Annotated in this window: 14 protein-coding genes; 9 read left to right on the top strand and 5 right to left on the bottom strand. The window is 70.5% G+C overall.

Features of this window, described 5'->3' with window-relative positions; genetic code table 11:
* Position 1: 1 nt before the first annotated feature.
* Positions 2 to 790 (bottom strand): sporulation protein, encoded by a 789-nt coding sequence (locus OG570_RS45695; RefSeq protein WP_326954816.1) that lies wholly within the window; start codon positions 788 to 790, stop codon positions 2 to 4.
* A 67-nt stretch (positions 791 to 857) separates the two neighbouring features.
* On the opposite strand from OG570_RS45695, the gene OG570_RS45690 reads away from it, so the two are divergent.
* Positions 858 to 1,100, top strand: a complete 243-nt coding sequence (locus OG570_RS45690) for a DUF3039 domain-containing protein (protein WP_247063499.1) — start codon at positions 858 to 860, stop codon at positions 1,098 to 1,100.
* A gap of 182 nt (positions 1,101 to 1,282) precedes the next feature.
* The gene (locus OG570_RS45685) at positions 1,283 to 2,119 is read left to right on the top strand and encodes a hypothetical protein (RefSeq protein ID WP_326954815.1); all 837 of its coding nucleotides are present in this window, start codon (positions 1,283 to 1,285) and stop codon (positions 2,117 to 2,119) included.
* A 136-nt stretch (positions 2,120 to 2,255) separates the two neighbouring features.
* Here the strand turns inward: OG570_RS45685 and OG570_RS45680 are convergent, their stop codons facing one another.
* Together OG570_RS45680 and OG570_RS45675 are read right to left on the bottom strand one after the other, a co-directional pair.
* Positions 2,256 to 5,411, bottom strand: a complete 3,156-nt coding sequence (locus tag OG570_RS45680; protein WP_326954814.1) for an efflux RND transporter permease subunit — start codon at positions 5,409 to 5,411, stop codon at positions 2,256 to 2,258.
* 88 nt (positions 5,412 to 5,499) lie between these two features.
* Positions 5,500 to 6,678, bottom strand: coding sequence for a YihY/virulence factor BrkB family protein (locus OG570_RS45675; RefSeq protein ID WP_442788235.1), 1,179 nt, complete (start codon positions 6,676 to 6,678; stop codon positions 5,500 to 5,502).
* A 209-nt stretch (positions 6,679 to 6,887) separates the two neighbouring features.
* Between OG570_RS45675 and OG570_RS45670 the strand changes: the two genes are divergently transcribed.
* The 5 genes from OG570_RS45670 (at position 6,888) to OG570_RS45650 (ending at position 14,593) form a co-directional block, all read left to right on the top strand.
* Positions 6,888 to 8,624: a DEAD/DEAH box helicase gene (locus tag OG570_RS45670; protein WP_326947678.1), complete on the top strand. Its 1,737-nt coding sequence runs from the start codon at positions 6,888 to 6,890 to the stop codon at positions 8,622 to 8,624.
* A gap of 1,240 nt (positions 8,625 to 9,864) precedes the next feature.
* Positions 9,865 to 11,004, top strand: coding sequence for a sugar ABC transporter substrate-binding protein (locus OG570_RS45665; protein ID WP_326947679.1), 1,140 nt, complete (start codon positions 9,865 to 9,867; stop codon positions 11,002 to 11,004).
* A 138-nt stretch (positions 11,005 to 11,142) separates the two neighbouring features.
* Positions 11,143 to 11,916, top strand: a complete 774-nt coding sequence (locus OG570_RS45660) for an ATP-binding cassette domain-containing protein (protein WP_326947680.1) — start codon at positions 11,143 to 11,145, stop codon at positions 11,914 to 11,916.
* 20 nt (positions 11,917 to 11,936) lie between these two features.
* Positions 11,937 to 13,400, top strand: coding sequence for a sugar ABC transporter permease (locus OG570_RS45655; RefSeq protein WP_326947681.1), 1,464 nt, complete (start codon positions 11,937 to 11,939; stop codon positions 13,398 to 13,400).
* A gap of 11 nt (positions 13,401 to 13,411) precedes the next feature.
* Positions 13,412 to 14,593, top strand: a complete 1,182-nt coding sequence (locus OG570_RS45650; RefSeq protein ID WP_326947682.1) for an ROK family transcriptional regulator — start codon at positions 13,412 to 13,414, stop codon at positions 14,591 to 14,593.
* Between the two features lie 168 nt (positions 14,594 to 14,761).
* Here the strand turns inward: OG570_RS45650 and OG570_RS45645 are convergent, their stop codons facing one another.
* On the bottom strand, positions 14,762 to 14,938 hold the full coding sequence (locus OG570_RS45645; protein WP_247063514.1) for a DUF7455 domain-containing protein: 177 nt from the start codon (positions 14,936 to 14,938) through the stop codon (positions 14,762 to 14,764).
* Between the two features lie 341 nt (positions 14,939 to 15,279).
* Between OG570_RS45645 and OG570_RS45640 the strand changes: the two genes are divergently transcribed.
* Together OG570_RS45640 and OG570_RS45635 are read left to right on the top strand one after the other, a co-directional pair.
* On the top strand, positions 15,280 to 16,083 hold the full coding sequence (locus OG570_RS45640; RefSeq protein ID WP_326954813.1) for an EamA family transporter: 804 nt from the start codon (positions 15,280 to 15,282) through the stop codon (positions 16,081 to 16,083).
* A gap of 212 nt (positions 16,084 to 16,295) precedes the next feature.
* Positions 16,296 to 17,078, top strand: coding sequence for a DUF6885 family protein (locus tag OG570_RS45635; protein ID WP_326954812.1), 783 nt, complete (start codon positions 16,296 to 16,298; stop codon positions 17,076 to 17,078).
* Here the strand turns inward: OG570_RS45635 and OG570_RS45630 are convergent.
* Positions 17,056 to 18,501 (bottom strand): amino acid permease, encoded by a 1,446-nt coding sequence (locus OG570_RS45630; RefSeq protein ID WP_326960346.1) that lies wholly within the window; start codon positions 18,499 to 18,501, stop codon positions 17,056 to 17,058. The genes OG570_RS45635 and OG570_RS45630 overlap by 23 nt on opposite strands.
* Positions 18,502 to 18,636: the final 135 nt, after the last annotated feature.

Below are 18,636 nucleotides of genomic sequence, written 5' to 3'. Positions count from 1 at the left end.
GCTAGTCGAAGATCCCGCGCGGCCGCGCCACCTGGTCGAACCAGTCTTCGAGCTGCTTCTCCCAGTTCACGTCCGGCTTCATGGTGAACAGGCCGAGGAACTCCTGGCCGCGGCCGCCGAAGCCGCCGGTCTTGCTCACCCGGACCCGCTTGGTGACCTCCAGGACGACGTCGGTGCGCTCCGACGACGTCAGGAACGTGACCGCGACCTGGGAAAAGACACTCGCGAAGCGCGGTGAAGGCGCGAAGCGGATCTCCTGGAAGAAGGCGAGCTGCTGGTTCGCGCCGTTGATCCGGCCCTGCTCCAGGATCGCCTCGTGGTAGACGAAACCGATCCGGCCGAGTGCGTCGAGGACCCGCTTCTGTGCCGGGAGCGGCTCGATCGCGACGGCGTCGGCGTCGAACGGGTCGGACACGGCGGCCGCGAGGTCCAGCTCGGCGCGCACGCCGACCGCTGTCCCCACCAGGGGCTTGCCGAAGACGCTCGTGACCGGCGTCTCCCAGGGCAGCGGGATCTCGAACGGCACGCGCACCTGCTGACCGGCGCGGATGGTCTCGCGGCCGACGAGCTGCTGCGCACCGAACGGGAGGTCTTCGGTCTTGTCCTCGCCGGGGACCTGGACGCGGGCCAGCAGCGTCACGCCCAGCGCGTTGATCTCCTGGTCGACCTCGCCGCCGAGCAGCAGGACCTCGCCGTGCAACGGGCGGCCGGGGGCGGCCGTGCGGTCGAGCAGGCGGGCGTCGATCTTCGCTCCGCCCGAGCCGAACGTCGCGAGCACCTTCTGGAACATGCCGCCGATCCTGCCAGGTCGAGGGGCTTTCGTACGAGCTTCGGGGGGACTGGGGCACAATGGCCGGGTGAGCACCGAGACGCTGACGAAGCCGGAAACCACGCCCGAGGGCACGGAGACCACCGACGACGACACACCGAAGATGTTCCACTACGTGAAGAAGGCCAAGATCGCCGAGAGCGCGGTCATGGGCAATCACGTGGTGGCGCTGTGCGGTGAGGTTTTCCCGGTGACGAAGTCGCCGAAGCCCGGTTCGCCGGTCTGCCCGGCCTGCAAGGAGATCTTCGACGGGCTGCGTAAGGGGGAGTGACCCCGCGCCCGGAACCCCGGCTGACGTCGTCCGCCGGGGTTCAATCCTGTCCGACTGCGGTTTGTCCAAAAGGGGACAAGTCTCGGGGTCAAACGTGAAAACCCTTCATTAGACGGGTGCGCGACGCCCGGTAGTGCTGGTAGATCCGGTTCGCCAGGTTTCCCACTCCCACCGGAGGCGTCATGCGCAGAACCGGGATCATCGTCGCCGTAGCCGCCCTGCTCACCGTGTTCGCGCCCGCGCTGGCGCAGGCCGTCACCGGCTGGACCGAGGTCGGCAAGGACCAGGCCCGCGCCCTCGACGAAAGCCAGGGGCTCGCGACGATCGTGCGGCCGTCGGGCACCACCATCCGCTACACCGGGCTCAGCACCATCCCGGCCGACCTGAACTCCCAGGGCTGGAACCACATCGGCGACCCCGGGTCGGCGCAGGGCTGGTACGTCGAGCCCTACCAGCGCGACGACCGGGGCGGGAAGCTCTACCGCGTCCAGGCGCCGGACGGCTCGTGGGCGAACTACAAGCACAGCCTCGAGTCGTGGGAGGCGAACAACAACTCGTTCGCCGCCGTCTCGCCCGACGCGCGCTGGCTGGTCGAGGGCGAGTACGGCACCATGGACCGGCTCCTGGTCCACCCGATGCCCGGCGTGGTGTTCACGACCCCCGCGCAGAACCTGCCGCTGGCCGGGACGATCCGGCTCGACCACCCGGTCCGCGACGTCCAGGGCTGCGACTTCCAGACCGCGACCCGGCTGCTCTGCTCGTCCGACGACCCGGACGGCAGCCTCTTCGGCACGACGAAGCCGCTGCTGCAGGTGGACCTCGCCGGCGGCCTCAACGGCTCCGACGTCGCCGGCCACGTCACCTCGCTCGGCCAGCTGCCACTGCGCAGCGGCTGCAGCGGGACCTTCGAGGTCGAAGGCCTCGACTTCGACGAGCGGGACAACACCCTGCGGGTCATCGTGATGTCGCCGAGCATCTGCATCCTCTTCGACAGCATGACCTACCGCTTCAAGCAGTAGCCGCCACTCGAGCCGTGCTGGAAGGGCCGACACGCGTGATTGAGAAGCCGACTCGCGTGGTTGAAGGGTCGACACGCCGGGTGAACGCCGAAGGCCCGGCACTTTCACGTGAAAGTGCCGGGCCTTCGTCAAACGGTCAGGCGGTGGGGGCGGGGTCCAGGGACTCCGACTCCGGGGCCTCGACCGGGTGCCGGCGGGCTTCGCGGCGCGCGTGGCGGCGTTCCTTGCGGGTCTCGACCATCGTGTAGAGGGTCGGGACCAGCACCAGCGTCAGCAGCGTCGAGCTGACCAGGCCGCCGATCACCACGATCGCCAGGGGCTGGCCGATGAAGCCGCCCTGGCCGGTGATGCCCAGTGCCATCGGGACGAGCGCGAAGATCGTCGCCGCCGCGGTCATCAGGATCGGCCGCAGCCGGCGCCGGCCGCCTTCGGTGACGGCGTCGGCGACGCTCATCCCCTCGGCGCGGTACTGGTTGATCAGGTCGATCAGCACGATCGCGTTGGTCACGACGATGCCGACGAGCATCAGCATCCCGATCAGCGACGGCAGGCCGAGCGCGGTGCCGGTGGCCAGCAGCAGCCCGATCGCGCCGGTCGCCGCGAACGGGATCGACACCAGCAGGATCAGCGGCTGGATCAGGCTGCGGAACGTCGCCACCATGATCAGGAACACGATCGCGATGGCCGCGAGCAGCGCCAGGAAGAGGTTCGAGAACGCCTCCTGCTGGTCCTGGCTCACACCGCCGAGCGAGTACGCCGCGCCGCCGGCGAACGTGATGCCGTCCAGCTTGGACTGGATGTCCGCGGTCGTCTTGCTCAGGTTGTCACCGGTGTTCTTGGCCGTGACGGTGGTGCTGAGGTCGCCGCCGGTGCGGTGCACCGACGCCGGGCCGTCCACAGTGGACACCTTCGCGACCTCGTCCAGCCGGACGACACCGGCCGGGCCGGGGATCGGCAGGCCCTTGACCTGGTCCACGGACACCGGCGCGGTGCCGGCGCGGAGCACGACGTCCGTGCGCTGGCCGTCGACCGGGAGCTGCGTCACCGTGCGCCCGGCGATCGCCTGGTTGGCGACCTGGCCGATGGTGCTCGCCGACAGCCCGCGCGCGGCGGCCGCGGCGTCGTCCACCTCGACCTGCACCCGCGGCGAGCCGACGGACAGGTCGCTGGTCACCTCGGTCAGCCCGGAAACCCCTTGCAGCGCCTGCTGCACCTGGTCGGACGCGGGCTTCAGCGCCGCTTCCGACGGCGCGGTCACGGTGACCGAGACCTGGTCGGAGTTGAACCCGGAGGCGTCGGCGCCGATCTTGATCTCGCCCAGCTCGGGCCGGGACGTCAGCTCGTCACGCAGCCGGCTCGACAGCGCGTCGAGATCGGTGTCCTTCGCGACGGTGACGGAGATGCTGGTCGACGTGCCGCCGCCGCCGAAGCCGCCGAAAGCGCCACCCCCGCCGACGCTGACCTGGTAGGTCTGCACGGACTTCTCGGCCGCCAGGGCCTGCTCGACCGCCGTGGCGGCCTTCTCCTTGGCCTCGACGCTGGCGCCCGCGGGCAGCTTCTGCGTCATGTTCAGCGTGGTGCCGCCGGACTGGTCGAGGAAGTTGGTGTTCAGCCGGGTCGCGAGGCCGACGGTGCCGGCGAAGATCAGCAGCGCCAGCAGGACGACGGTGAGGCGCCGCTTGGTGGCGAACCGGATCACCGGCAGGTAGGCGCGCTGCAGCAGGCCGCGGCGCTCCTTCTCGACGGCGGCTTCGCGCGCCCGCTCGGCCTCGATGGCGTCGGCGGGCACCTTCGGCTGCTTGAGGAACCAGTACGCGAGCACCGGGACCACGGTCAGCGACACGAGCAGCGACGCCAGCAGCGCCACCGTCACGGTGATCGCGAACGGCGAGAACAGCTCCCCGACGAACCCGCCGACGAACGCGATCGGCAGGAACACCGCGACGGTCGTCAGCGTGGACGAGGTGACCGCGCCGGCCACCTCGCGGACGCCGTCGAGCACCGCCCGCTGCTTCTCCTCGCCGTACGCGAGGTGGCGTTTGATGTTCTCCAGCACCACGATCGAGTCGTCGACCACCCGGCCGATCGCGATGGTGAGCGCGCCGAGGGTGAGCAGGTTGAGTGACAGGTCGCCGGTCCACAGCGCCAGCAGCGCGACGATCACCGACAGCGGGATCGAGACCGCGGTCACCAGCGTCGAGCGCACCGACAGCAGGAACAGCAGGATCACGATGACGGCGAACGCCAGGCCCAGCAGGCCTTCGGTGGTCAGGCCGCTGATCGCGTCCTTCACCGGCGTGCCCTGGTCGAACACGACGCTCATCTCGGAGCCGGTCTTCTTCGCCAGGTCGGGCAGCTTGTCGCGCACCGCGTCGGAGATCGCGACGGCGTTCCCGTTGTCCACCATGGTGATCGAGAGGCCGAGGCTCGGCTTGCCGTTGGTGCGCGTGATCGACGTCGGCGGGGCGAACCCGGTCTGGACGTCGGCGACGTCACCGAGCTTCACCGGTCCCCGGGCCGGAGCGCCCGCGCGGGAAGCCCCGGCCGCGGCGCTCGGCGTGAGGTAGAGGTTGCGGATCGTGTCCACAGTGGTCTGCGCGCCGCCGACCTGGACCGACAGCGTCTTGCCGCCTTCGGTGAGCGTCCCGGCCGGCACGGCCGCGCCCGCCGTCTGCAGCGCGGTGGCGATCGACGTCGGGTCGACGCCCGCGGCGGCCAGCTTCGCGTAGTCGAGGGTGATCGTGACCCGCGGCTGCTGCACGCCGGTGACGGTGACCGTGCGGACGCCGTCGATCTTGCGCAGCTCCGGCGCGACCTGGTCGGTCAGCGCGGGGGCGAGCTGCTGCGGGTCCCCGGCGGTGCCGGCGGCGACCAGCACGACCGGCAGGTCGTCGGTGCTGCCCGCGGACACGGCAGGCTCGGAGTTCTGCGGCAGCCGGGTCCGGACCTGGTTCACCGCCTGCTGGATCTGGGAGACGGCGGCGTCGATGTCGGTCCCGAACTCGAACTGCGCGACGACCCGCGACACCCCGTCGGAAGACGTCGAATTCAGCTCCTCGAGGCCCTTGAGCCCCTGGAGGCCGCCTTCGAGCGGCTCGGTGACCTGCTTGTCGACCGCGTCCGGGGACGCGCCCGCGTACGCGGTGACGATCTGCGCCTGCGGGAACTGCAGCGACGGGAACAGCTGCTGCTTGATCTGCGGCAGCGCGAAGGCACCGAAGCCGACGATGACGAGCGCGAGCAGGCCGATCAGGCTTCGGTTGCGCAGGCTCAATCTGGCCAGCACGGACATGACTTGGGAACCCCCTCGGGAACGACGCGGCGACCGACGCCTGCGTCAGTGACCCGCTGAGCGTGCCATGTCCGAACTGAGGAGCGACTCAGCCTGTGGGTGGATTCCGGGTGGTCCCTTCGGATGAGCCCCCACCCTGAGCAGCGCTGGGTGCCGGTTCCGGCGCGCTGGGTGACGACGATCCGTCCTCATCGGACGGTGCCTCGCCGTCGGGCGCCTCCGCGGCGCCGTTCACGTCCTCGGCGCGGGGGCGGCGCAGCGGCATCGTCGAGCGTTCCCACAGCTTGCGCCCGTCCTCGGTGCGCAGCCGCTCGGACGCGCGTTCCATCTCCAGCCGGCGCCACTTGCGGCGCTGGCGCCGGGTCGCCTTCGCCGGCCACAGCTCCTGGAGCGCGCTGTTGAAGTACGCGCCGCCGACCACGGCCAGCCCGATGAAGAACATCAGCAGCAGGAACGCGATCGGCGCGGCCAGCGCGCCGTAGGTGTAGCCCGTCTTGGTGATCCAGTTCAGGTAGACGCGCAGGCCGACCGAGGAGAGCAGGAACACGACCATGGCGAGCACCGCGCCCGGCAGCCCGCGGTGCCACGGCAGCTTCCGCGGCAGCGCGAGCTTGTACAACGTCGTCAGCGCGAGGGTGATCATCGCGCCGAGCGCCGGGAAGTAGAGCGCGCTCACCCACGAGGACACGGTCGGGCGCCAGTCCGAGGGGAAGAACTCGGGCAGCAGGTCCGGGCCGATGGCCAGCAGCGGCAGGCCGACCACCAGGACCACCAGGCCGCACAGGTAGAGCAGCAGCGCGAAGATCCGCTGCCAGACGTCGTTGCGGACGCCGTACTGGTCGTGCGCGACGGTGATCGCGTCCACGAACGACGACATCGCCGACGAGCCGGCCCACAGCGAGATGAGGAAGCCGATCGAGACGATCTCGCCCTTGCCGACGGTGAGGATGCTGTTCACCGTCGGTTCGATGATGTCCTGGACGGCGTTGGCGCTGAAGACGGTGCGGCAGAAGCCGATGATCCGGTCGTGCACCTGCGCGACGACGTCCTGGCCGAACCACTCGCCGACGAAACCCAGGCTGCCGAGCAGGCCCAGCAGCAGCGGCGGCAGCGAGAGCGTCTGCCAGAAGGCCGCTTCCGCGGCCTCCGAGAAGATGTTGCCCTCCCAGGCCTTGCCGAGCGTGCGCGTGAGGAGGCGCCACGGCCCCTTGCGGGCCACCTTCGTCGCTGCGGACGGCTGCACCTCACCCATGACGGTGTCCAGCATGGTCCATCCGTGGAGATTTGGCTCGTCACCACCCCTGCACCCGGGCGTGTCGGGGGACATCACCCGTGCCGGTGCCCGGAACTGTCGGACCCGGCCGGTAGACTCGCTCCAGTGCCCTCACCGCTGCGACTGACGCCGAAGTCGGTACCACAGTGAGGGTTTTCGCACGTCAAAGCACTTGAGCGGCAGTTGAGCGAGGGGGGACCGGCATGACGGGGACGCAGCTCGGGGCGCCTCCCGCGGAGAAGGACTCGACCGCGCGCCCGCTGCGGGCGTGGCAGCGGCGGGCACTGACCAAGTACCTGACGAAGCGGCCCAAGGACTTCCTCGCGGTGGCGACGCCCGGCGCCGGCAAGACCGTGTTCGGCCTGCGGATCGCGGCCGAGCTGCTGTCGGACCGCACGATCGAGGCCGTCACCATCGTCACCCCGACCGAGCACCTGAAGCACCAGTGGGCGTCGGCGGCGGCCGTGGCCGGCATCCAGATCGACTCGAACTTCCGCAACACCACCGGTGTCACCTCGTCGGACTACAATGGCGTCGCGCTGACGTACGCGCAGGTCGCCGCGCACCCGACGTTGCACCGGGTGCGCACGGAGAACCGCAAGACGCTGGTCATCCTCGACGAGATCCACCACGGCGGTGACGCGAAGTCCTGGGGCGACGCGATCCGCGAGGCCTTCACCCCGGCCGTGCGGCGGCTCTCGCTGACCGGGACGCCGTTCCGGTCCGACGACTCGGCCATCCCGTTCGTCACCTACGAGCCGGACGCCGGCGGCTTCCAGCGCAGCAAGGCCGACCACTCGTACGGCTACGCCGACGCGCTGGCCGACGGCGTGGTCCGGCCGGTCGTCTTCCTCGCCTATTCGGGTGAAGCCTCCTGGCGCACCAGCGCGGGGGAGGAGTTCACCGCGCGGCTCGGCGAGCCGCTGACCGCGGAGCAGAACGCCCGCGCGTGGCGCACGGCCCTCGACCCGGCGGGCGAGTGGATGCCGGCGGTGCTGCACGCCGCCGACACGCGGCTGTCGCAGGTGCGCCAGAGCGTGCCGGACGCGGGCGGCCTGGTCATCGCCACCGACCAGGAGTCGGCGCGCGCGTACGCGAAGATCCTGGAGCGGCTCTCGGGCCAGACGCCGACGCTGGTGCTCTCGGACGATCCGAAGGCCTCGGGCCGGATCAAGGAGTTCTCCGAGACCAACGAACGCTGGATCGTGGCCGTCCGGATGGTGTCGGAAGGCGTCGACGTCCCGCGGCTGGCCGTCGGCGTGTACGCCACGAGCGCGTCGACCCCGCTGTTCTTCGCCCAGGCGATCGGCCGGTACGTGCGAGCCCGGAAGAAGGGCGAGACGGCGAGCGTCTTCCTGCCGTCGGTGCCGGTGCTGCTGGAGCTGGCGAGCGAGCTGGAGGCGCAGCGCGACCACGTGCTGGGCAAGCCCCACCGCGAGCAGGAGGGCTGGGAGGACGAGCTGCTCGCCCAGGCCAACCGCACCGAGGACGAGCCGGGCGAGGAGGAGAAGGCGTTCACCTCGCTGGGCGCCTCGGCCGAGCTGGACCAGGTCATCTACGACGGCAACTCCTTCGGCACGGCGGTCTTCTCGGGCTCCGACGAGGAGCAGGAGTACCTCGGCCTGCCGGGCCTGCTGGAGCCGGACCAGGTCCGCGCTCTGCTGCGCAAGCGGCAGGAGGAGCAGGTCGCGGACGAGAAGCGCCGCAAGCCGAAGGCCGAGGAGCAGGCCCCGGCACCGGCCCGCTCGGCCTCGGTGAGCGAGCGGCTGGGCACGCTGCGCAAGGAGCTGAACGCCCTGGTGGGCATGTACCACCACCGCACGAAGAAGCCCCACGGCGCGATCCACAACGAGCTACGCCGAGTCTGCGGCGGCCCACCCACAGCGATGGCGACGATGGAGCAGCTGGAAGAACGGATAGTCACCCTCCGCTCCTGGTGACGCCCCGTTGCGGTGGTGCTGAGGAGCCGTTGTGCTGAGGTCTGGTCCCGGTGGCCGGGTCGGGAGTGCGGTCTGATCCTGGTGGCTGGTTCGAGCTGCGCACGGTCGCGGGGGCGGCCAGGCGCGGGTCCGGCTGCTCGCGCGGCCCGGTCGGATGCCCCCGGGTGTCGCCGGTCGTGAGTGAGGAGACGGGTTAGAACACTGTTATCCACTCACGACCCTGCCGATCAGCCCCGGCGGCTCCGCCGCCGGTCTGCCCCACCGCCCTCGCAGCTCCAGTCGGGGGTCCGCTGGCCGCTCTCGTCGCCCCAGTCGCGGGTCCGCCAGCGGCCCCTCGCCGCCGCCGGTCTGCCTGCTGCCTTCGCCACCGCGGCGGCGCCCTCGCTCTAGCCAGACGAGTCGCCGCGGGTCTGCTCACCCGCCCTCGTCGCCCCGGTCGCGGGTCCGTCGGCGGCTCTCGTCGCCGCGGCAGGTCTGCCCGCTGCCCTCACTGCTCCAGTCGCGGGTCCGCTGGCCGCCCCTCGCCGCCCGGTCGCAGGTCCGCCTACTGCCCTCGCCGCCTCCGAGTCGCTGCCCTCCGCCGCCCGGGTCGTGGGTCCGCCGACCGCCATCGTCGCCCTTGTCGCAGGTCAGCCGATCGGTCCCGGCCGCAGCCGGCTTCGACCGCCCCCGTCACTCCATCGTGAGCCGCCTCTGCCTCTCCCGTGTCGCCCGAGAGGCTGAAGTTCGTCGTCACCGTCCGTTCTCGGGGTGCCCCGTCGGTCGCTGTGACGCTGCGTGCCCGGCTGTCACCACCACCCTGCCCGTCCGTTCCCAGGCGGACGACACTTCGGGCAGTCCGGGCGAAAGGTTTCGCAAGTCGGCGACCAGGAACGGGAGTGGTCGGTGGGATCACCACGGCTTCGCCGGCGCCCACGCTCGGTGTCCGGGACTCCGGCGGCGGGGCTACCTTCACGCCGTCAAGAAACCTGGATGTAACACACGGTGAGTAGTGGCGATCACATCGTCAGCGGATCTACTCTTTCCGGGCGACGGTCAGCCTGTGTTGCCGAACCGTGTCCAATTGGTGTCATTTAATCGATCCAGCTATCTTCCCCGCAGCCGCTCAGCGGCATATGTTGTCGCCCACAACATATGCGCGTCGGTGCGCCGGGGGCTCCTCCGGATCACCGCCCCGCAAGGCCCGGGACAGCAGTCGCGGGCCGAATCGACACAATGCTTGGATCCGGAAGGAACGAGGATGCGCAGCAGAACCCTTACCCTCCTCGCCGCCACGGTGAGCACCGGCTTGGTGCTCTCCGCGTGTGGTGCAAACAGTTCGGACAGCGGGGGCGCGGGGAGCAGCTCCGCCTCGTCGTCCGCTCCGGCCGCCGCGGGCGGCGCCAGCGGCAAGGTCGGTGTCATCCTGCCGGAGACCGCCAGCTCGGCCCGCTGGGAAGCTTTCGACAAGCCGATGCTGCAGGCCGCTCTCACGGCGCAGGGCTTCGAAGCCGACATCCAGAACGCCCAGGGTGACGCCCAGAAGTTCACCACCCTGGCCGACGGCTTCATCAGCTCCGGCGTCAAGGCCCTGATCATCGCCCCGTCCGACCCGGCCGTCGGTGCCGCCGTCGAGGCGAAGGCGAAGGGCGCCGGCATCCCGGTCATCGACTACGACCGGCCGAGCCTCGGCGGGTCCGCCGACTACTACGTCTCGTTCGACAACGAGAAGGTCGGCCAGCTGCAGGGCCAGGGCCTCGCGGACAAGCTGAAGGACAAGCCGGGCGCGCAGGTCATCCAGATCGAGGGTGCCCCGACCGACAACAACGCGACGCTGTTCACCAAGGGCCAGGACTCCGTCCTCGCGCCCCTGTTCGCCAGCAACGCGCTGAAGCTGGTCCAGAAGCAGCCGATCAACGACTGGGACAACCAGCTCGGCGGCACGACCTTCGAGCAGATCCTGCAGGGCAACGGCGGCAAGGTCGACGGCGTCGTGGCGGCGAACGACGGCCTGGCCGGCGCGGTCATCACGATCCTCAAGAAGAACGGCCTCAACGGCAAGGTCCCGGTCACGGGCCAGGACGCCACCGCGGACGGCCTCATGGCCATCATGCGCGGCGACCAGTACCTGACCATCTTCAAGCCGATCAAGGAAGAGGCCGAGGCCACGGCCAAGCTGGCCGCTGCCCTGGTCAAGGGTGACACCGCCGGTGCGGACGCGATCGCGACGGGCAAGCTCCACGACCCGAAGAACAACCGCGACATCAAGTCCGTGCTGCTCACGCCGACCCTGATCCTGGAGAAGGACATCAAGACCGTCGTGACCCAGGGCTACGTGAAGGCGACCGAGATCTGCGGTGGCGACCTCGCCGCCAAGTGCACCTCGCTCGGCATCTCCTGAGCCGTAGGCAGTAGTACCCATGAACAGCCGGGCCGGGACGCGCACCCCGACGGCGCGCCCCGGCCCGGTCCCCACTCCTCGCTTGCCGATCGGCGGAGCGGCGGCACAGGGCATAAGAAATTCGGAGAAATGCCATCCATGAGTGAGCCCATCCTCGAGATCAAGGGCCTGAACAAGAGCTTCGGCCCCGTCCACGTCCTCCACGACGTGGACTTCGACGTGCGTGCGGGCGAAGTGACCGCCCTGGTCGGCGACAACGGCGCCGGCAAGTCGACCCTCGTCAAGTGCATCGCCGGCATCCACCCGTACGACTCGGGGGCCGTGCGGTTCAACGGCGAGGACGCCCACATCCGCGGCCCGCGCGACGCGGCGGACCTCGGCATCGAGATCGTCTACCAGGATCTCGCCCTCGCCGACAACCTCGACATCGTCCAGAACATGTTCCTCGGCCGTGAGCGCGGGAACAGCTGGAAGCTGGACGAGGCCAGCATGGAGAAGGCCGCTCGCGAGACGCTGGCCTCCTTGTCGGTGCGGACCGTGAAGTCGGTCCGGACGCCGGTCTCCTCGCTGTCCGGTGGTCAGCGCCAGACCGTGGCCATCGCGAAGTCGGTGCTGTGGAACAGCAAGGTCGTCGTGCTGGACGAGCCGACCGCCGCCCTCGGTGTCGCGCAGACCCGGCAGGTGCTGGACCTGGTCCGCCGGCTGGCCGAGCAGGGTCTCGGCGTCGTGCTGATCAGCCACAACATGGCCGACGTGTTCGAGGTCGCCGACCGCATCTCGGTGCTGTACCTCGGCCGCCTCGTCGCCGAGGTGCACACGAAGGACGTCAGCCACGGCCAGATCGTGGAACTGATCACCGCGGGTCGCTCCGGTGACCTCGGCCTGGCCCGGCCCGAAGCCGTGGTCCTGTGAGCGGGAAGAAAGAACCGGACATGACTGAAACCCCTGCCAAGCCCGAAGTCGGCTCACCCGCCGACGCGCTCGCGCAGACCCAGAACCCCACCGCGGCGATCACCGACTTCGGCATCGACACGACATCGATGTCAACCGGTGAAGCGCTTCGCGACTACTTCGCCCGCATCCGGGCCGGCGAGCTCGGCTCGCTGCCGTCGCTGTTCGGCCTGCTCGTGCTGGTCATCCTGTTCAGCGCGCTGTCGGACAACTTCTTCACGCTGGCCAACATCGCCAACGTGTTCCCGCAGGGCGCGGGCGTGATCATCATCGCGATGGGCATCGTCTTCGTGCTGCTGCTCGGCGAGATCGACCTCGCCGCCGGTGTGGCCTCCGGCACCGCCGCGTCGGTGATGGCCCTGCACTACGTGCACGCCGGAAACCTGCTGGGCACCTTGGGCTCCGGCGTGTTCATCACGTTCATCGCGGTCCTCGCCGTGGCCATGCTGCTGTCGGCCTACCAGCGGATCTGGGCCGGCGCCGCGCTTTCGCTGATCGGCCTCCTGCTCGTCGCGGTCGGCGTCCCGGCCAACGCCTGGCTCGAGATCCTGCTGGCCATCTGCGTCGGCACCGCGATCGGCTGCATCACCGGCTTCCTCGTCTCGAAGATCGGCATGCCGTCCTTCGTCGTGACGCTGGCGCTGTTCATCGTGTGGCAGGGCGTCCTGCTGCAGTTCATCGGTGAAGGCGGCACGATCGGCATCACCAACTCGGACACCCTGTACAAGATCGCCAACGGCAACCTGAACATCCTCGGCAGCTGGATCTTCTTCCTCGTCGCCGCGGGCGGGTTCGCCGTGATCACGCTGATCAGCCACTTCAAGCGGCTCCAGCGCGGCCTGGTCGTGCAGCCGACGGCGCTGGTGCTGGTCAAGGTCGGCGCGCTCGTCGTGCTGTCGGCGGTGGGCACCTGGCTGCTGACGATCAACCGCTCGCCGAACAAGGCCGTCGTCACGATCGAGGGCGTCCCGTACGTCATCCCGATCATGCTGGTGCTGCTGGTGGCCGGGACCTACGTGCTCAACCGCACCAAGTACGGCCGGTACGTCTACGCGGTCGGCGGCAACAAGGAAGCCGCCCGTCGCGCCGGTATCGACGTGCCGAAGATCCGGGCGAGCGTGTTCATCATCGGCTCGGCGGTCGCGGCCATCGGCGGCATCGTCGCCGCGTCGAAGGTCGGTTCGGTCAGCCCGCAGTCCGGTGGCCTCAACACGCTGCTGTACTCGGTCGGCGCGGCCGTCATCGGCGGCACGTCGCTGTTCGGCGGCAAGGGCCGCGTGGCCGACGCCGTCGTCGGTGGCCTGGTCATCGCGGTGGTCATCAACGGCCTGGGCCTGCTCAAGCAGCCGGCCGCGGTGGTCAACATCATCACCGGCCTGGTCCTCCTGCTCGCCGCCACGGTCGACGCGCTGTCGCGGCGCCGCGCGGCTGCGTCGACGCGCTGAACCAGCATGGGATGATCAAGCCCGTGTCCAGCTCACCCGTCGCGCGACCGGACGAGGTGCGTCGGCACAACCGCACGACCCTGCTCCGCCTGCTGCACGTCGGCGGGCCGAGCACCCGGGCGACCCTGGCCGCCGAGCTGGGGCTCAACCGGAGCACGATCAAGACCCTCGTCGACGGGCTGGCGGAAGCCGGTGTCGTCGAGGAGAAGGTGCCGAGGCCGGGACGAGGGGCGGGCCGCCCCTCGCTCCTGGTCCTGCCCCAGCCGCACGCGGCGGTCGTGCTCGCGGTCGACCTGCAGGTCGAGCACGTCGCGATCGCGCTCGTGGGGCTGGGCGGCCAGATCCTGGGCCGCAACAGCTGGAACCTGCGGGGCCGGATGAACCGGCCCGAAGAGGTCATCACCCACGTCATCGAGTCGGCGACCGTCCTGGCCGGCGACCTCGACGTGAGCCCGGTGGCGGTCGGGGTGTCGGTACCGGGCGTCGTCCGGCGCGCGGACGGGTACGTGCACGAAGCACCCAACCTGCGCTGGACCGACGTCGCGCTCGGCGAGCGGCTGGGCGGTGTCCTGCAGATCCCGATCCTGGTCGGGAACGACGCCGAGCTCGGCGCGGTCGCCGAGCACCTGCGCGGAGCGGCCCGCGGGTCCTCCGACATGGTCTACATCTCGGCGGACGTCGGGGTCGGCGGCGGGGTCATCGCCGAAGGCGCGGCCCTGCGGGGCGGCGCGGGGTACGTCGGCGAGATCGGGCACATGGTGATCCGGCCCGGCGGGCGTCCCTGCTACTGCGGCAGCAGCGGCTGCTGGGAGACCGAGGTCGGCGAGGCCGCGTTGTGCCGGGCGCTCGGGCTGGCCGAGGACACCCCGCGCGGCGCGATCCTGTTCGAGCTGCGCGAGCTCGGCCGGGACTCCGAAGCGGCGATGACGCGGCTCGCGGAGTTCGGCGAGTGGCTGACCCTCGGGCTGATCAACGTCGTCAACCTGCTCGGGCCGCAGCTGGTGATCCTCGGCGACCTGCTGACGGTGCTGCCGGAGGCGGTCCTGCGGCACGTCGGCGCGGAGGTCCGCCGGCGCAGCCTGGTGAGCCGGGCGGTCGGCGGCACGCGGATCATCAGCTCGGCACTGGGTGCCGACGTGAAGCTGCTGGGTGCCGCCGAAGTCGCGTTCGAAGTCGTGCTGGATTCTGTCTGACTTCTTGTCCGGTTTCGTGTCCGGAATCACGGCATTCCGAGGCCTGTCCGTGATTTCCGGCGCGGCAATCGGCAACTTGCAGCTTTGCCGGTCGATTGTGCCGGCTAGAGAAATACGAAGGCGGCCAGTGCCTGTGCGCACTGACCGCCTTCGCTTGTGTCCAGGTCGTTACCGCTGGATGTCGGCGGACAGTTCCTTGAGCTTGGCCTCGTGCTCGCGGGCGTGGTGCCCGCAGAAGAGAAGCTCGCCGCCCTTGAGGACGGCGCGTACCTGAGCTGCGGCCCCGCACCGGTCACAGCGGTCGAGGGCGGTCAGTTCGGGGCGGGTGAGCGTCGGCGTTGTCATGGGGGTCTCCCTCCGTCCCGGCACCGGTTGCCCGGTGCCATCGATCCAGCTACGCCCACTTCGGACTGATGTCGGCTACGGCGATCGTCTCCGGCTCCGCGGTGTTCGTGCTTCCACTCTTCCAGACGTTTCGCGGCCCGCAAGTGTTCCCGCGCCGGTGGGACCCGAGTCACGTCGATTTACCCCGGATGTCGTAGCGGGATCCCGCAATGCAGGAGTGGATTACCCGGAGAGTCACATTTTCCGTGGTCAGGCACCATGGAGTCGTGAGTTCCTTGACGCCGGTCCGGAAGGTTTCCGCGGTACCCGCCCCGCTGTTGTTCGTTCTCAGCGGAATTTCCATGTACGCCGGAGCGGCCATCGCGGTCGATCTTTTCGGCCACGCGACGCCGGCCGGGGTGGCCTGGCTGCGGTGCCTGGGCGCGGCGGTGGTGCTGCTGGCCTGGCGGCGGCCGCCGCGCGCGGCCTGGCGGGGCCGGCGGCTGCTGCTGGCGTGCGTCTTCGGGATCGTGACCGCGGGCATGAACGTGCTGTTCTACGAGGCGATCGCCCGGCTCCCGCTGGGCACGGTCGTCGCGCTGGAGTTCGCCGGGCCCGTGATGGTGGCCGCCGCGGGCTCCCGCACCCGCCGCGACGTGCTGGCCCTGCTGCTGGTGGTCGCCGGGGTGGTGGCGATCGCCGACGTCCGGCTGTCCGGCAGCGCCCTGGGCGTGCTGTTCGCCCTGGCCGCGGCGACCGCGTGGGCGGGCTACATCCTGATCGGCAAGCGGGTGGCGACCGACGGCGACGGCATCGACAGCCTCGCGATCGGCTTCGCCGCGGCGACGGTCGTGCTCTCGCCCCTGGCGTTCGGCACGGGAGAAGTGTGGTCTTCGCCACGCATGCTCCTGCTCGGCATCGGCGTGGGCGTGCTGTCGACGGTGGTGCCGTACGCGCTCGACCAGGTGGTCCTGCGCCGCCTGGGCCAGGCCCGCTTCGCGGTGCTGCTGGCCCTGCTCCCGGTGACGGCGGGCGTGACGGGCTTCCTGCTGTTGCATCAGGTGCCGACCCTGCCGGAGGCACTGGGGACCCTGGCGGTGGTGGCCGGCGTGGCCCTGCGGCGACGTGAGGCCCCTTCCCGGCCGTCCCCGGAGCCGCCGGGTTAGGCGTTGCCGGGGCAAGTCACGCTCGACGCGGCGGACCTCGCGGCCGAGAGCCGGTTCCAGGCGGGCGTCCTCGGCGGCGAGGTCGACGAGGACTGCGACTGGCACAGGGTGCAGGTAGGCAGCTCGGCCGATGGGCGCCGGATCGTGATGGCCGTCGTCGGCGCTGGGCGGGGATACTCGTGTCTGGCGGCAGGAGGCTACTGAGGGGATCGATGTCTTCGGGGATCGACGGCGGGCAGCTCGACCTGTCCGGGGTGCGGTGGCTGCCGGGCGGGGCCCGGCTGGCCGCGGTCGCCCAGGCGGAGCTGCCGCAGAAGGACGGGCTGGCCGCGGCGTTCTGCGGCCTCGCGGCGTTGCGGGCGGCCGGCGTCGACGTGCTCGACCAGGACGCCGTCGCGGCCGCCGCGGGTACCGTTCGCGGGCCGGCGGTGCGTCCTCCGGGCGAGCCGGGGCGGACCGGCTTCCGGTTGCCGCCGAGAGTCGTCGGCGATCCGCTCGCTGCGGGCACGCGTGTGTCCGCACTGGCGACGGCCGTGGCGGCGTTGTCCGGCGGCGCGCTGACCGCGGTGCCCGCGGCGGGGGAGTGGACCACCGAGTCGCTGTTCGCTCTGCTGGCCGGGCTGTGGGACCTGCCGCGCGTGGCGGTGATCGCCCGGATCGACGGTGCTGAGCTCGGCGCCGACGACACCCCCGAACGCGCGCTGCTCGACTACCTCGACACCGGCGTCCCGCCACTGTGGACATCGCGCTGGCGGCCGCCGGGTGGTCACTTCGTGCTCCTGGCGGGCGTCCGGATCGGCGCCGAGGGGACGCTGGTGTCCGTTGTGGACACCTACGCTTCCTTGGGGGACAACGGGATCCACGACCAGCCGCTCGAATGGCTCACGGCGGCGCTGGCCGGGCTGGGGGTGCTGGTGGTCGTCGACGCGGACCGCGCCGCGGTGGCCCGTGAGGCGGTCCGCGCCGCTGATCTCACTCCGTCTTCGTGGGACTGACGTCGTCGGCGTTCCCGGGCGCGAAGCGGGAGTGGCGGCGGCCGTAGGTGAAGTAGATGACCAGCCCGAGCGCCAGCCAGACCGCGAACCGGATCCACGTCAGCACGTTCAGGTTCAGCATCAGGTAGAAGCACGCCGCCGCCGCGACGATCGGGATCACCGGCGAGAACGGCACGGTGAACGGCCGGTCCAGGTCGGGCCGCCGGCGGCGCAGCACCGGGACGGCCACCGCGACGATGATCATCGCCGACAGCGCGCCGATGCTCACCATGTCGGCCAGCTCGGAGATCGGGATGAACGCGGCCAGCACGGCGATCAGCACCGCCCCGCCGATGGTCATCCGGTGCGGGGTGCCCCACTTCGGATGCGCGGTGCCGAGCTTCTTGGGTAGCAGGCCGTCGCGGCCCATCGCGAAGCCGATCCGGCCGATCGTGACCAGCTCCACCATCATCACCGACGTCAGGCCGGTCACCGCGCCGAGCGAGATCAGCGCGCCGACCCAGTGCTGGCCGACCTTGTCGAACGCGTCGGCCAGCGGCGCGCCCGTGTCGATGTCGGTGAAGGGGATCATCCCGGTGAGGACGATCGAGACGCCGATGTAGAGCACCGCGCAGACGGCCAGCGCGCCGAGGATGCCGACCCGCAGGTCCTTCTTCGGGTTCAGCGTCTCCTCGCCGAGGTTCGCGAGCGCTTCGAAGCCGGTGTAGGCGAAGAAGACCACGGCGGCGGCGGTGATCATGCCGGCGATGCCGTAGACGGACTGCTCCAGGCCGAGCGCCGCCTGCACGATCGGCTGCTCCAGCACGCTCGACCCGCCCTCGGGGGGCTTCGCCGTCGGGATGAACGGCGTCAGGTTCGAGCCCTTGACGAAGAACAGGCCCACGGCGAGGACCAGGACGCAGACGGCGACCTTCACGCACACCAGGAGGTTCGTCAGCCAGGCCGACTCCTTGATCCCCAGCACGGCGACCACGGTCAGCACCGCGATGATGGCGACGGCGCCGACGTTGACCTTCGCGTCCTCGCCGAACCAGTCCGGCGACAGCCCGAGCAGGTTCGCCAGGTAGCCGGACCAGCCGCGGGCGACCACGGCGGCGCCGAGCGCGAACTCGAGCAGCAGGTCCCAGCCGATGATCCAGGCGAAGATCTCGCCGAGCGTGGCGAAGGCGTACGTGTAGGCGCTTCCCGCCGTCGGGACACTCGACGCGAGCTCGGCGTAGCAGAGTGCCGCCAGCCCGGCGACGGCGGCGCCGAGCACGAACGAGAGCGTCACCGCCGGCCCGGCGTGCGTCTTCGCCTCGACGCCCGCGAGGGTGAAGATGCCGGTCCCGATGATGATCCCGATGCCGAACCCGATCAGGTCGCGGCCGCGCAGCCGCCGTTTGAGCTCACCCGAGTCCTGGCGCTTCAGGACCTCGTCCACGTTCAACGTTCTCCGCACACCCATGAAGAGAAGTTAGAAGGTCACGAGCCTTTTCGCAGATCGGCAGGAAGCAACCGCCGCCGGGGCCGAGTGATGTCGGCGGGTGCGGATGGCGCGAACGGCCGGGCACCGGAA

Origin of the sequence: Amycolatopsis sp. NBC_01286, assembly GCF_035982555.1 — a bacterium.
Taxonomy (GTDB): Bacteria; Actinomycetota; Actinomycetes; order Mycobacteriales; family Pseudonocardiaceae; genus Amycolatopsis.
This window is presented reverse-complemented; position numbering and strand designations above follow the sequence as displayed.

What these genes read in the sequence shown, in the direction of transcription:
- OG570_RS45695 (WP_326954816.1), bottom strand. Translation starts at nt 790, where the DNA reads ATGTTCCAGAAGGTGCTCGCGACGTTCGGCTCGGGCGGAGCGAAGATC.
- OG570_RS45685 (WP_326954815.1), top strand. Translation starts at nt 1,283, where the DNA reads ATGCGCAGAACCGGGATCATCGTCGCCGTAGCCGCCCTGCTCACCGTG.
- OG570_RS45680 (WP_326954814.1), bottom strand. Translation starts at nt 5,411, where the DNA reads ATGTCCGTGCTGGCCAGATTGAGCCTGCGCAACCGAAGCCTGATCGGC.
- OG570_RS45675 (WP_442788235.1), bottom strand. Translation starts at nt 6,678, where the DNA reads ATGCTGGACACCGTCATGGGTGAGGTGCAGCCGTCCGCAGCGACGAAG.
- OG570_RS45670 (WP_326947678.1), top strand. Translation starts at nt 6,888, where the DNA reads ATGACGGGGACGCAGCTCGGGGCGCCTCCCGCGGAGAAGGACTCGACC.
- OG570_RS45665 (WP_326947679.1), top strand. Translation starts at nt 9,865, where the DNA reads ATGCGCAGCAGAACCCTTACCCTCCTCGCCGCCACGGTGAGCACCGGC.
- OG570_RS45660 (WP_326947680.1), top strand. Translation starts at nt 11,143, where the DNA reads ATGAGTGAGCCCATCCTCGAGATCAAGGGCCTGAACAAGAGCTTCGGC.
- OG570_RS45655 (WP_326947681.1), top strand. Translation starts at nt 11,937, where the DNA reads ATGACTGAAACCCCTGCCAAGCCCGAAGTCGGCTCACCCGCCGACGCG.
- OG570_RS45650 (WP_326947682.1), top strand. Translation starts at nt 13,412, where the DNA reads ATGATCAAGCCCGTGTCCAGCTCACCCGTCGCGCGACCGGACGAGGTG.
- OG570_RS45645 (WP_247063514.1), bottom strand. Translation starts at nt 14,938, where the DNA reads ATGACAACGCCGACGCTCACCCGCCCCGAACTGACCGCCCTCGACCGC.
- OG570_RS45640 (WP_326954813.1), top strand. Translation starts at nt 15,280, where the DNA reads ATGTACGCCGGAGCGGCCATCGCGGTCGATCTTTTCGGCCACGCGACG.
- OG570_RS45635 (WP_326954812.1), top strand. Translation starts at nt 16,296, where the DNA reads ATGTCTTCGGGGATCGACGGCGGGCAGCTCGACCTGTCCGGGGTGCGG.